The organism is Dyadobacter sp. HNCC25DJ187, assembly GCF_056895255.1.
Genome location: NZ_JBXHAT010000002.1, coordinates 1787458 through 1801293, shown reverse-complemented (window position 1 = coordinate 1801293; position 13836 = coordinate 1787458). Strand labels below are relative to the sequence as shown.

The following is a 13836-nucleotide window of genomic DNA, read 5'->3' as shown; positions in this document are numbered from 1 at the left end:
TTATTCTTAACCTTTATACGATGCGACTAAATTTATCCGCAAAACAGTGGCTGTCGATGGGGCTGGTGGTAATGACACAAGTCACACCAGCTATCCAGGCCCAGCCTATCGCATTTGCTGCTATCCGCAACAGACAGCCCATGGCCGACAGGCAGGAAATGAAGCTAAAAAATGTTCTGCTGGATCTTCAGAAACACTATGATGTAGAAATTGTGTTTGAAGATCGTTTGGTACATTCTGTGAATGTAGCCGCCGGTGCACTCAATTTATCTGATCCGATTGAGAAAAATCTGGATGTTATTTTAGGTCAGAAGGGATTGAAATATCGTAAAACCAGAAAAAATACATATGTGATTACCGAGACGAAAAGATCTGATGCTGAAAAGGCAAAGGATGCTGTTATGACCGGTAATATTGCTTCTGATATAGAGGCCACACTATCACAGGTAGTTGCAGACAGAGTGATCAGTGGCAAAGTGTCGGATGAAACAGGTGCCGCCTTACCAGGTGTAAGTGTGCTGTTGAAAGGAACGCAAAGAGGTACAGCCACGGGTGTGGAGGGCGATTTCAAACTTGATGTTCCCGAGGATCAGGCAAGCCAGGCAACGCTGGTTTTTAGTTTTGTAGGATACGAATCTAAAGAGGTGGTGGTGGGTAATCAGACCAATCTGACCATCAGTCTAGCCCCCGACGATAACGCGCTGGCAGAGGTTGTGGTGGTAGGTTACGGAACTGTTAAAAAATCAGATCTTACCGGAGCTGTAGGAACCGTAAAAGCGGAGGCATTACAGGAAAGACCGGCATCATCTCTGAATCAGGGACTTTCAGGCCGTATTACCGGGGTGAACGTATCATCCAACTCGGGTCGTCCGGGTGGGAGAGCTAATATCCGGATTCGTGGAGCGAGCTCCATTAGTGTATCAAATAATCCGTTGTATGTGATTGACGGAGTAATTTTGAATGCTGTGGATTTGCAAAATGGTAGTACACCTATTGATTACCTGAATCCGAATGATATCGCCTCTATTGAAGTGCTGAAAGACGCTTCTTCCACAGCTATTTATGGTGCCCGTGGTGCGAACGGAGTTATTCTGGTTACGACTAAGCGGGGGACATCCGGTGAAGGCCGGGTTACCTACGATACAGATTTCAGTATAGGTGTGGCTCCCAAAAAGTTGGAAGTCCTTAATGCAAGAGAATTTTTAGCTGTTGAAGAGTTAGCTTATGCCAATGCAAGAAAATATGATCCAAATGCCTTTAACGCAGCTGGTGTAAGTACCAAGTATGTCGATCCAAGAACCAAAAGAACAAATCCCAAACTTTTTGACGCACAGGGAAACCCTTTGTATGATACAGATTGGCAAAAGGAATCTTTTCAAAAAGCGTTAACACAGAACCATCAGCTTGGATTTACAGGTGGAAATGAAAAGGGTACCTACGGAGCTTTCCTGAATTACCGTAATGAAAACGGGGTCATGAGGGAATCGTGGCAAAAACGATACGCAGGTCGTTTTGTGTTTGACACGCAGATCAAAAGATGGCTAAAAGTAGGTGGAACACTTGGTTATACCGACCAAAATGAAAAACAGATTGACCAGTTGGGCGGCGGTGGTATTACTGCAATGCGGCAGGTAATAGAGGCGCTGCCGATAATTCCTGTGAAATATCCTGACGGAACCTGGGCAAGTAACCGCGACTATCCTGGGATGGAAGGCGGGGACAGTCCTCTGCGTGTAGCCAAAGACAGACTTTATTTCCTGCGTACGCAAACGATGTTGGGAAGTATGTACGCGACGATTAATCTTGCCAAAGGATTAGAGCTTAGATCGACGCTGGGAACGAACGTCATCAACCAGAGAAATGATTATTTCGCCGCAAAAGGGATGCAATACATTTCTACCAACGGTAATGCTTCGGTGCGTAATAACCGTTATAACTCCTGGCAATTTGAAAATTACCTGACGTATTTCAAGGAATTTGGTCATATTCACTCCATCAACGCAATGGCAGGGTTGTCGTGGCAGCATGTAGATCAGTTTGAAAATATTGCAAATGCTGAAGGTTTTGACGATACCTATTTTCAGTTCAATAACCTGGGTGCAGGGGCAACTCCACAAGCATCTTCTTCTTTTGCAACGGCTTACGGTCTGAACTCCTATTTCGCTCGTGTGAACTACAGTTTGCTGAGCAAATATCTTGTCACTTTCACAGGTCGTATGGATGGTTCTTCCAAATTCGGGGAGTCTAACAGATATGCATTCTTCCCCTCTGCAGCTGTAGCATGGCGCGTGAACGAAGAGGAATTCATGAAGAGTGTTCCGGCTATATCCAATCTTAAAATTCGTGCAAGCTACGGAGCAACCGGTAACTCGGAAATTCCAGCTTACCGAGCATTGGCGGGGATGTCAAACAACATCGCAAATCAGGTGGACTATAGCGTGATTTTCAACGGCAGCCGCCAGATCGGAACGGGGATTGCGAGAATGTCGAACGCAGACTTGCAATGGGAAAAAACACAGCAAGTAGACTTGGGTTTAGAGGTAGGTTTGTTTAGCAACAGATTAAACTTTGAATTGGATCTGTATCACAGAAGGGTGAATGATATGCTACTGGATGCGCCGCTTCCATTCACCAGCGGATACAGAAGCATCTTTACGAACATTGGTAGCATGGAAAACAAAGGAGTTGAGTTTGCCATCAATTCTACCAACATCAGAACTGAAAATTTTACATGGAGTACCACTTTCAATATTTCTGTCAATAAAAATAAAGTATTGGCTCTTTCAGGGGGAAGTGATATTCTGTCCGGAAACGGGGTGATCAGAGTAGGGGAGCCAGTCGGTTCATTCTTTGGAAGAAAACATTTAGGAACCTGGGGAACCAACGAAGCAGAAGAGGCGAAGAGATACAACATGCTTCCTGGTGACGTAAAATACCTGGATTTGAACAATGACGGTACAATCAACGATAATGACAGAACGATCATTGGTCGTGGTATACCTGATGGATTTGGTACTTTCCTGAACACATTCCAATACAAAGCCTTCTCTTTGACAGTCGATCTTCAATATATGTACGGCAATGACGTACTCGACAGAAGTATCCACTCTGCAGAGGACAGGCAAGGTATTGCAAACAGTTACAAGACGGTGCTGAATGCATGGACTGAAACCAATCAGAATACTCCAATTGCACAGATCAGACCGATTAACGCCTACTACACGACCAACAATGACTCACACAAAGTAACGGACGCATCTTTTATTCGTGGACGTAACCTCTTGCTGGCTTATAATTTCCCGGCCACTACAGTTTCAAAGCTAAAACTGGACCGTCTGCGTGTGTATGGCTCCGTTCAGAACTTCTTCGTATTGACCAAGTATCAAGGGTTTGATCCTGAAGTGTCTAACTCTGGTTCTCCTTTCGATCAGGGCTTAGGTCTGTATGACTATCCGCGTCCGCGTGTTTTTATGGTCGGACTTAACATTGGTTTGTAATCTTAACTGAAGACCTTTTTAAAGAGGAACACATGAATATCATATCGAAAAAATATAAGCTGCTCGCATTAGTCATCTGTGCATTGTGGCTGCCCGGCTGCTCCGACTTTCTGGTTGAGTCTGATCCAAGTAACTTCACCGAAGACAACTACTTTACCAAGCCTGAACATGCGACGAGTTCGGTGAACGCCATTTATGCCAATATGCGTGTACCTCTTGGAAGCGGGTTCAATGGCGGAGCGTGGATGATGACTGAGTTTGCAACAGGTTTGGCAAAAACAGATTTAGGACAGGCGGTAAACAGCTATTTTATCAAAGATTTGAGAAATACTTCTGATAATGGTTATGGCCAGACTTACTGGGAATTTTATTACAAAGGTATAGGTAACGCCAACCTGTCTATTGCGAGAATTCCCGCAATTACCATGGATGAAACAGCAAAGAAAAAGCTGTTGGGAGAAGCTCATTTTTTGCGTGCATTTTACTATTTCAATCTGGTGCAGATGTTTGGAAACATTCCGCTGATTACTGAGCCGGTGAATCTGGAATCTGAACAACTTCGTCCGAAGCAAGTTGCTCCTGCAGATATATACACGCAGATTGTAGCAGATTTGAAAACGGCCGAGCAGGCTGGATTGGGCTGGACAGATGCAACCGGAAGGGTAAGTCAGGGAGCGGTGAAATCGCTATTGGCTAAGGTTTACCTGACGATGGCGGGTTATCCTTTACAAAAAGGAAATGAATACTACGACCTGGCTGCTAAAAAGGCTGAGGAAGTGATTGACTCGAAGCAATTCAAGCTGTTCACAACTTACGATGATCTGCACAATCCTGCAAAGAAAAATGTGGAGGAAAACATTTTTATGGTTCAATTCAGAACCGGAATACTTCCGTCGCCATGGCAGGTATCAATTATCCCGTACAATAAAAATATTTCGGCTTATGCGGATGAGACAGGCGGGCTCTATTCTACGGATGAATTTGTAAAGTCGTATGATGCGAATGATTTGCGTGCAAAGGAGAAACAGTTCTTCTTCACCAAGTTTACCAATGAAAGCAACCGTAATCAGGAAGTGGCTCTCGGAGGTTATTTTATCTATAAACATTTTGATAACGTGGCTCAGACCACCTCTGCAAACAGTGACCTGAATTGGCCGGTTATTCGCTATGCCGATGTCTTGCTGATGTACGCAGAAGCTTCCAATGAAGTGAGTGGCCCTACGTCTAAAGCTTACGAATCTGTTAATGCGATCAGAACGCGGGCACAGCTAACTGCACTTTCAGGTATGTCCAAAGACCAATTACGCGAGGCTATATGGAAAGAACGTTGGCACGAACTGTGTTTTGAAAATATTACCTGGTTCGATATGGTTCGCTTGCGTAAGGCATTCAATGTAACTACCAAGAAGTTTGAAAACTATGTGGGTCATAAATTCTCTTATGGTCCTGTAGTAGGAGAGAGGGAGTTGCTATTCCCTATTCCAACTGCTGAGCTACGTAACAATACCAATCTGGTACCTACACCGGGTTATTAGAAAATAGATTGTCTAATGCCATTTTAACAAGTCGCGGTGATTTATCCCGCGACTTGTTTTTTATGCTCAGGATCGTCTACATGTAGTGCAGGCTTTTCTACAGGATTTACCTCAAATGCACTGATGATCAGTATGGTACTATATTTTCGCTGATGTGGCAGAAATCAACTTGAAACCACATTATGAAAAAGATTCTTAAACTAATTTTGGCTAACACCGTAATAGCTGGCGGTGTATTTTTGATAAGTTGTAACTCCACAGAAAAAGATAGAAAAGAGCTGGCTAAAGCCGAAGAGGAAGCTTTGGATAAAGCTGCAGAGGCGAACCAGCTGGTACCGCAGGAAGCTGATCAGGAAGAAATAGAAGGGGTGAAGAAAGACTTGGAAAAGGCGAGTGAAAAACTCTCTGAAAAGCAGGAAAAGTACCTGGCTTCACTACAGCAGCGGGAAAGTAAAATTGATGCCAGATTGAAGAATATCACAGAGAAACTTAGTAGTGCCGATGGTAATTCAAAAAGAAAACTTACTGAAAAACAGGATAAACTAATTAAGGAAAGAGATCAGCTACAGGCTAATATACTTGAAATGCAAAGCCCGATGACGGATCAGCAGCTGGAAACAGTTCAAAAGGAAATAAATGTGCTGATTGCCGTAATAGACAACGAGCTCGATAATTAAGAAGTTAGGGAAGTAGATACGGATTTGTAATAAAAAAGGCAGGATTCAGATTGTTCTGAAATCCTGCCTTTTTTATTAATAACAGTTTATTAGATAAATCTGTTGATCAGATTTTCAAGATATTCTTGTCTTCCTGAAATTGTTGCAGGCTCACCTTTTGTTGCAGCAAGATCAAACAGATCTTCCAGTTTCAAGCCACCTTTTTCGAATTCAGAACCTTTGCCTGCATCGAAGCTAGCATAACGATCCGTACGGATTTTGTCATACTCACCATTCTGGATGATTTTATCAGCAACGATAAGTGCACGTGCAACCACATCGATACCTCCGATATGCGCATGGAATATATCTGCATCATCTGTTGAGTTTCTGCGACGTTTAGCATCAAAGTTGATACCGCCACCCTGCAAACCATCAGCTTTAAGGATAACAAGCAATGCTTTGGTCCATTCTGCGATATCGTTAGGGAACTGATCCGTATCCCATCCGTTTTGATAGTCACCACGATTGGCATCGATAGATCCAAGAATACCTGCATCTGCAGCAACCTGTAGCTCGTGTTCGAATGTATGGCCTGCAAGTGTTGCGTGGTTCACTTCAAGGTTTAGAGCGAAGTCGCCCAACAGGTCATGCTGACGAAGGAAACCAATTACAGTAGCTGAATCGTAGTCATACTGGTGCTTTGTTGGCTCACATGGTTTTGGCTCAATAAAGAATTTACCTTTGAAACCATTTGCACGTGCATATGCAACAGACATTTTAAGGATCTGTGCGAAATGCTCCTGCTCGCGTTTCATGTCTGTATTTAACAGGGTCATATATCCTTCACGACCACCCCAGAATACGTAGTTCTCACCACCTAGTGCGATAGTTGCATCCAGTGCCATTTTGATCTGAGCACCTGCATGAGAAACAACGTCGAAGTCAGGATTGGTAGAAGCACCATTCATATAACGGTGGTGGCTGAACAAGTTTGCTGTTCCCCATAGCAATTTTACACCCGATTCCTTTTGCTTAGCGGCAAGATATTCTGTCAATGTAACCAAACGCTTTTCGTTAGTACGTACATCGTCAGCGTAATCAACTACGTCCACATCATGGAAGCAGTAATACGGGGTTCCCAATTTGGTAAACAATTCGAAAGCAGCATCTGCTTTATCTTTTGCACGCTCAACAGCGTCTGCCTTTTTATCCCATGGGAAAAATAGGGTCTGACCTCCGAAAGGATCGCCGCCGTTGCCACAGAATGTGTGCCAGTAAGCAATAGCAAAACGCAAATGCTCCTTCATTGTTTTTCCCCCAACCACACGGTTTTCATCATACCAGCGGTATGCAAGCGGGTTGTCTGATTCTGGTCCTTCGTAGGCGATTTTGCCTATTCCTTTGAAATACTCCTGATCTCCAAGTACTATGCTCATTGTTCTTATTTATTGTTTATCGTTCCGAAAAATTCTGATCATGAAATGGTACGCAGAGAGGAAGAGATTCGAACTCTGAATACGATTGGACAAACTATAAATCTGCCGACAATTTTATTCTGGCAAATATCATCCTTTAAAATGTTATAGTACCAATTGTTTAATAAGTGTACTATTGACATTTCATACTGCAATACTATCACTTTTTTTTGAATTTTTGTAGTAAAAGTAAAAAGAGGAACAGATATAATTTCTGCTCCTCTTTTTACTTTAAATTTTATTTGATCAATAATCAGAAGAATTTCGCTCTTCTGTCTTCGATTTTAGCATTCTCACGAATTGCTTCGTTCACAAGATACGACATACGGCTTTCCAGTGACTGAGTAAGCTGTGTTTTATATTGAGTGAAATCGGCCACTTTCGGAGCATCGATTTTGCTGATTTGCTCCATGATGAACACACCGTTTTCACCGGTAAATACATCTGATTTCTGTCCTGCTTTCAATCCAAATGCTTTTCCAAGAGCGATAGGATCGAAGCCTGCACTGCTCAGGAAGCCTGTTGCAAGGGTAATGTCAGTGGCTGACTCAACAAGTGCTCCGGCGCCATATTTTTTAGCGATTGTTTCAAGATCACCCGTTGCACCTTTTAGCTTGGCAGTAATCTGCTCTGATTTCTTTTGGTTACGCACTTTGGTAGTAAGTTCGTCACGGAAGTCGTCTACCTTCACATTATCCTGATCCGATTTGCCGGTAAGAACAGCTACGATATATTGCTCTTCTGTTTCGAATACCTGAGATACAGAGTTGATTTTAGAATCATCTTTAAATGCCCAGCGTACGATTTCACGGCCATTCTGGATTGCATTTACGTTGGTTGCAGTTTCAGGAATACGGTTCGCAGTCGCTACTACAAGTCCTTTGTCTTTTTTCACAGCCTCGTTGAACTGCTCTTTTGTTTTCACAGAGTTAGCAAACTCATCAGCTTTGCGGTAAGCTTCGTCACGAGTTGACTGGCTTGGTGCAATCGTTTTACCGATGGCCGCAACGCGGTACAGCACGTTAGATTTCGGTGCAGTTACTTTAATAATATGGAAGCCAAACTGGCTTTCCACTACTTTACCGATCAATCCAGGCGCTGAAGCAGAGAAAACAGCTTCTTCAAATGGTTTCACCATCGCACCGTTATTCTGGAAGTAACCCAAATCTCCACCACGTTGAGCAGATCCCGGATCAGCACTTGAAGTAGCTGCCAATGCTTCAAAGTTGGCACCTGACCGAATCTGAGCAAGCAATCCTTCAGCTTTTACGCGGGCTGCAGCTTTTGCGGAGTCTGACTGGTTTTCTGCACGAATCAGAATATGGCTTGCTTTGGCAGAAGAAACTGTATCAATCTTAGTGCCGCCATATTTGTAAATGAAATAATTATTTCCTTCACGGTATGGTCCGTATACACCACCAGGAACGAAAGTTTTGATAGCCTCTTTCAACTGGTCAGACATGTTTGCCAAAGACATGTTCACCGGAAGTGAGATGTCAGAGTTCATGCTTGCAAAAGCTGAATCATTGGAAGCGGTAGCAAGTCCGCGTGCCAGCTCCTTAATTTCTGAATATAGTGCAGCACTGTCGTCTTTTGCAGGCTGTACCGGGAAAGTTACGTATTCAATTGAACGTGTATCCGTTCCTTTGTACTCCGAGCGGTGTGCGCCCAGATATTGCTCCAGTTCAGAATCTGTTACTTTAATAGTAGTATCTACGATGGAGAAGTAAGGAACGTACAGGTAACGAAGTGTTGCCTTTGTATTCTGAGCAAGATATTCTTTTTCAGCTTGTGCTTTCGGCGTGTAAGCCGATAGTTTCAGCAGATTTTCATATTTACTGCGCATACGTTCTTCCCGAAGGCTTTTCTCGAAGTTTTCCCATGATCTTTGCTGTTCAACAGGAAGTGTTTTGAGGTTTTTCAGGTAATTAACTACCGCGTTTTTATCAAAACGACCCGTAGTAGGATCTGAAAATGCCTGAAGAATAGATGGGCTGATATGATTTCCCTGAACCATGTCTACCAATTCCTCATCTGTAACAGTAAGTCCAAGTTCATCGAACTGATCTTTGTAGGCGATATCAACAATAAACTGATTCCATGCCTGATCGCGCAAGGCAACTAACTCATTTTCGCTTAGACTACGGCCCGATTGAGCTTCGTAATTCTGACGAAAACCATCAACCCGGCTTTGAAAGTCCTTGATGTTGATTTCTTTACCAGCTATTTCTCCTACAACCTGATTGTTGCTTCCACCGAGCATGGAATTAGGTCCTAAAAGGTCTCCTCCTACCATGAAGAGGATTAAGCTGATAGCAATTACCGTAACCGCGATACCGGACTTTTCTCTGATTTTGTTAATTAAAGCCATTTTCTCTTTTCAAATTTGTGCGCAAAATAAAATCTTTTCCGCGTGGAATGCAAGGGCTTACAAACCTAATCAGGAAATTTAGATAAGCATGTAACCCGATGAAAAAAATATTTTCAGCAGAAGATCGTTAATGGGTTTGTTTTAACGCATGTATTTGAGATTGAGGGCATAAAATATCGCCATAAAAATACTTGCAAAAATACTGGCAAACGCGGTAATAAAGCCTAGCCATCCACCTATGAAAAATACTGGCCCGAGAAAGGCGATGCCCATACCACCGATATAAAAATAATATCCTTTTTTCTGTAAATTCCACATCAGATATGCTCCGTACAGGGTCAATGCCTCAAAAATGAGCATAAATACAGCGCCGGTCATAATTGTTTGTGGCGTAGTATTGTCTATCACAGCGGAAAACATGGTTTCCATTGTTTGAATGTCTGCTCCTTTGGCTTGCTCCAGCACATTTTCCCGCACGGTTTCGAATGTTTCGCGTGTTTTATCTGCCATCACTCCGGGATTCCAGAACCTCTCTGACTGGCTCCACAAACCGGAAACTGAGTTCATGAAGGTAATAAAGCATAACACTGTCAGAAATAAAGGGCGGATGACCGGTTCACTAGTTGGTTGCATAATGGCAAATATGAGTTTTTAGAAATCGGGCGCAAAAGTTGTAGTTTTACACCGAAACACCAAGGGCATTTGTATTTTCTTCGGTAAAGAGAATATATTTATATACAACGGTGTTTATACGTAACAATATATAAAACGATAAAAGTCAGACATTATGAGCCTGCAGATTCTTACCGAACGCATTACCGGTATTCTCGGAACCGACAGTGGTTTGGATGCAACCGTGAAATTTAAAACTGAAGAAGGAAGTATTTATATTGATAGTACTGTAGTACCTAATGTTGTTTCCAATGATGACAAGGAGGCTGATTGTGTGCTGGAAGTTTCAACAAAAAATGCATTGAAGCTGATTGATGGTGAGCTGAACGCGATGATGGCTTTAATGACAGGTAAATTAAAAATAGAAGGAGACATGGGTGTAGCCATGAACATCGCTCAAACATTCGGGGGTAAGTAACCAATCATATCACGGATACGGTTGTGAATTTAACTCGTATCCGTGATACATAATTATAATGCGAGCTCTCTCAGATACATCTGTATCGTGTTTTCAAGTCCGAGGTAAAGTGCATCAGCAATAAGTGCATGCCCTATAGAAACTTCATCCATCCACGGGATGCTTTGTTTAAGAAAACGCAAATTATCAAGACTCAGATCATGGCCGGCATTCAATCCCAAGCCCACTTCCCGCGCTTTCTCTGCCGCCTTCACAAAGGGCAGGACAGCTTTTTGCCTGTTTTCAAAATAATATTCAGCATAAGGTTCGGTGTAGAGTTCCACACGATCGGCACCACATAGGGCGGCACCTTCGACCATTCTTTCATCTGCGTCTACGAATACGGATACCCGAATAGCTGCCTTCTTAAATTCCTGAATGAGGTCCGTAAGTTCACTGCGATGTGCTACTGTATTCCATCCTGCATTGGAAGTGATGGCATTAAGGGAATCAGGAACAAGCGTTACCTGATCCGGCTGTGTGGCAAGTACGAGATCAATAAATTTTCTTTCAGAAGGATTGCCTTCAATATTAAATTCAGTAGTAACAAGTTCACGGAGATCATACACGTCCTGGTAACGAATGTGGCGTTCGTCGGGGCGGGGATGCACAGTAATGCCCTGAGCTCCAAATCGCTCACAATCGAGCGCTACTTTCAGAACGTTAGGATTATCACCACCCCGTGAATTTCTGAGTGTAGCTATTTTGTTGATGTTGACGCTGAGACGAGTCATGAAGTTTTATGTGATTAATTAATGAGAGAATGACAATTTCTGTGATTCATGTAACTTTGCGGTCTTATGGGCAAATTTAGCATTACCATAAAGAAAATTACTCATTGTACCACTTAATTGTTAAAATATATGTCACTTAAAAGTCAGGTTGAATCAGGTATCAAAGATGCCATGAGAGCCAAGGAATCTGATAAATTACGTACACTTCGTGCCATCAAAGCGCTGATTCTTCTTGAAGAAACCAAAGCAGGCGGAACAGGTGGAGAACTTTCAGCTGATGATGAACTTAAATTGTTAACCAAGGCTGCAAAGCAACGTCGTGAATCTGCAGATATCTACCGTGCACAGGGCCGGGAAGATCTGCTGGCTGTAGAAGAAGCTGAACTAAGTTACATAGAAGCATTTTTACCAAAACAACTTACCGAAGACGAAATCAAAGCCAAGCTGCAGGAAATTATCGCTCGCGTCGGTGCATCTGCTCCTTCAGATATGGGGAAAGTGATGGGCGTAGCTACAAAAGAATTGGCCGGTCAGGCAGATGGTCGTGTGGTATCAACATTGGTTAAGAGTTTGCTGGCATGAAGTTACTGGATGTTCTCATCCTTTTGCCATTGCTTTGGGGAGCGTTACATGGTTACCGGAAGGGTTTGCTGATAGAGTTTATCGGCATAGCAGGAATGGTGGTAGCCATGATTCTGGGTTTTAAATTTTTGGGGTTAGGGATGGAAATCCTGACCCCTTATTTTAGTGATAGTATGGCTAAGAAGATCCTTCCATATATAGGATTTTCCGCAGTATTTTTTCCAACTATATTCTTGCTGAACCAGTTTGGTTACACCATCCGTCGGTCGCTGCGTTATTCGATTTTAGGCACCTTTGATAGGTTCGCAGGCGCAATCGTGGGTGTATTTACCTGGGTATTCGGCATCAGTGTTTTCTTCTGGCTGATAAACCTTATCGGCATTACTATTCCTTCACACCGGACTGATGAAACCTTCTTATATCCACTTGTGGTTCCTGTGGCGCCCACGGTTATCACGAAAGCATTACAATGGATGCCCAAAGGAACAGAACTGATTCGCGAATGGAAAACGGAGTACCTGGATGATTCTGAAAAGCCAGATGCAGAAGAAGTTTTGGATTGACACTCCGGATTTGTTGACGGGTAGTTTTTGAGATTGTTAAAGGACTTGATAGGGGATGACTCATTGCTGAACTCATTTTAAATCAGCCTTTAAACCGAAAATGAACTTTCAATATTCGGAGTGAGTTAAAGATCAATAGTTGATTTTCAGTACCTTTGCAGGTATAAGTAAAAAAATAATGACCGGATTACAGGAAAAACAGGATATAAGAAAGATGTCGGTAGATCAGCTGAAAGGCTGGATGACTGAACATGGTGAAAAAGCATTTCGTGCCAAACAGATTTATGAATGGATTTGGAAAAAATCAGCGAATTCCTTTGCTGAAATGACCAACCTTTCTTTGGCAACCCGTCAGCTTATTGATGAGCACTTTGTAATCCATGCAATGGATGTGGCCAAGCAGCAGCAAAGTAATGATGGGACGATCAAATCAGCATTCCGTCTGTTTGACGGGAATCTGGTTGAGGGTGTTTTAATTCCTGCAGCAGACCGGATGACTGCCTGTGTAAGCAGTCAGGTGGGGTGTTCGCTTACCTGCAAGTTCTGTGCAACCGGTTATATGGACAGAAAGCGTAACCTGGAAGCAGGGGAAATTTATGATCAGGTAGTTGCTATAGCGCGCCAGGCAGAACATAGCTTCAAGGCGCCTTTAACGAATATTGTATATATGGGTATGGGTGAACCATTGCTCAATTATGTGAATGTGCTTAAATCGATTGAACATATTACTTCTCCGGAAGGGCTGAATATGTCTCCGAGACGTATTACCGTTTCTACTGCCGGTATTGCCAAGATGATCAAAAAATTGGGGGATGATGAGGTGCGTTTCAGACTTGCACTTTCGCTGCATGCGGCCAATGATGAGAAAAGGAATCAGATCATGCCGATCAATGAATCCAATTCCCTGGACAACCTTGCCGAGGCACTTAATTACTTCTACGATAAGACGGGCAACCGCATAACTTTCGAATATATCGTTTTTAATAACTTCAATGATACATTGCAAGATGCAAAAGAGTTGTGGGAGTTTACGAAACGCGTACCTGCCAGGGTCAATATCATTGAATACAATCCAATAGCGGAAGCTGATTTTACAAACACCGGTGCTGATAAACTGGATAAATTTGCAGCGTTCCTTGAAGATAGGGGTGTTTCTGTACATGTACGCCGCAGTCGTGGGAAGGATATCGATGCAGCGTGCGGACAGCTGGCAAATAAAGAAAAAGTAGCTTAATGCACATAAAAAGTATCAAGCGGTAGTTCCATTTTTGATGAATCTATTCTCAAATGC

At 42.9% G+C, this 13836-nt stretch carries 11 protein-coding genes; 7 read left to right on the top strand and 4 right to left on the bottom strand.

The window, feature by feature from the left end:
* Nucleotides 1-20: 20 nt before the first annotated feature.
* The 3 genes from AC1XUE_RS18395 (at nucleotide 21) to AC1XUE_RS18385 (ending at nucleotide 5709) form a co-directional block, all read left to right on the top strand.
* Nucleotides 21-3497, top strand: coding sequence for a SusC/RagA family TonB-linked outer membrane protein (locus AC1XUE_RS18395; protein ID WP_483357450.1), 3477 nt, complete (start codon nucleotides 21-23; stop codon nucleotides 3495-3497).
* Between the two features lie 32 nt (nucleotides 3498-3529).
* Complete coding sequence (locus AC1XUE_RS18390; RefSeq protein ID WP_483357449.1) at nucleotides 3530-5032, top strand: RagB/SusD family nutrient uptake outer membrane protein; 1503 nt, start codon at nucleotides 3530-3532, stop codon at nucleotides 5030-5032.
* 182 nt (nucleotides 5033-5214) lie between these two features.
* Nucleotides 5215-5709, top strand: coding sequence for a hypothetical protein (locus AC1XUE_RS18385; RefSeq protein WP_483357448.1), 495 nt, complete (start codon nucleotides 5215-5217; stop codon nucleotides 5707-5709).
* A gap of 89 nt (nucleotides 5710-5798) precedes the next feature.
* On the opposite strand, the gene xylA is transcribed toward AC1XUE_RS18385, so the two are convergent.
* From xylA to AC1XUE_RS18370, 3 genes are all read right to left on the bottom strand, one after another.
* Nucleotides 5799-7127 (bottom strand): xylose isomerase, encoded by a 1329-nt coding sequence (gene xylA / locus AC1XUE_RS18380; RefSeq protein ID WP_483357447.1) that lies wholly within the window; start codon nucleotides 7125-7127, stop codon nucleotides 5799-5801.
* 292 nt (nucleotides 7128-7419) lie between these two features.
* Complete coding sequence (locus AC1XUE_RS18375) at nucleotides 7420-9537, bottom strand: peptidylprolyl isomerase (RefSeq protein WP_483357446.1); 2118 nt, start codon at nucleotides 9535-9537, stop codon at nucleotides 7420-7422.
* Nucleotides 9538-9678: 141 nt separating this feature from the next.
* Nucleotides 9679-10104 (bottom strand): hypothetical protein, encoded by a 426-nt coding sequence (locus AC1XUE_RS18370; protein WP_483357445.1) that lies wholly within the window; start codon nucleotides 10102-10104, stop codon nucleotides 9679-9681.
* Between the two features lie 220 nt (nucleotides 10105-10324).
* Between AC1XUE_RS18370 and AC1XUE_RS18365 the strand changes: the two genes are divergently transcribed.
* On the top strand, nucleotides 10325-10627 hold the full coding sequence (locus tag AC1XUE_RS18365; protein ID WP_483357444.1) for an SCP2 sterol-binding domain-containing protein: 303 nt from the start codon (nucleotides 10325-10327) through the stop codon (nucleotides 10625-10627).
* 53 nt (nucleotides 10628-10680) lie between these two features.
* Here AC1XUE_RS18365 and AC1XUE_RS18360 read toward each other — a convergent pair whose 3' ends face one another.
* Entirely contained in the window at nucleotides 10681-11400 is a 720-nt protein-coding gene (locus AC1XUE_RS18360; protein WP_483357443.1) for a pyridoxine 5'-phosphate synthase, read from the bottom strand.
* Nucleotides 11401-11529: 129 nt separating this feature from the next.
* Here AC1XUE_RS18360 and AC1XUE_RS18355 point away from each other — a divergent pair, with 129 nt between their 5' ends.
* The 3 genes from AC1XUE_RS18355 (at nucleotide 11530) to rlmN (ending at nucleotide 13779) form a co-directional block, all read left to right on the top strand.
* Nucleotides 11530-11982, top strand: a complete 453-nt coding sequence (locus AC1XUE_RS18355; RefSeq protein WP_115832954.1) for a GatB/YqeY domain-containing protein — start codon at nucleotides 11530-11532, stop codon at nucleotides 11980-11982.
* Nucleotides 11979-12545: a CvpA family protein gene (locus tag AC1XUE_RS18350; protein ID WP_483357442.1), complete on the top strand. Its 567-nt coding sequence runs from the start codon at nucleotides 11979-11981 to the stop codon at nucleotides 12543-12545. The genes AC1XUE_RS18355 and AC1XUE_RS18350 overlap by 4 nt, the downstream gene beginning before the upstream one ends.
* A gap of 178 nt (nucleotides 12546-12723) precedes the next feature.
* Nucleotides 12724-13779 carry a dual-specificity RNA methyltransferase RlmN gene (gene rlmN, locus AC1XUE_RS18345; RefSeq protein ID WP_483357441.1) on the top strand — a complete coding sequence of 352 codons (1056 nt, stop codon included), beginning with the start codon at nucleotides 12724-12726 and terminating at the stop codon, nucleotides 13777-13779.
* The last annotated feature ends 57 nt before the right edge of the window (nucleotides 13780-13836 follow it).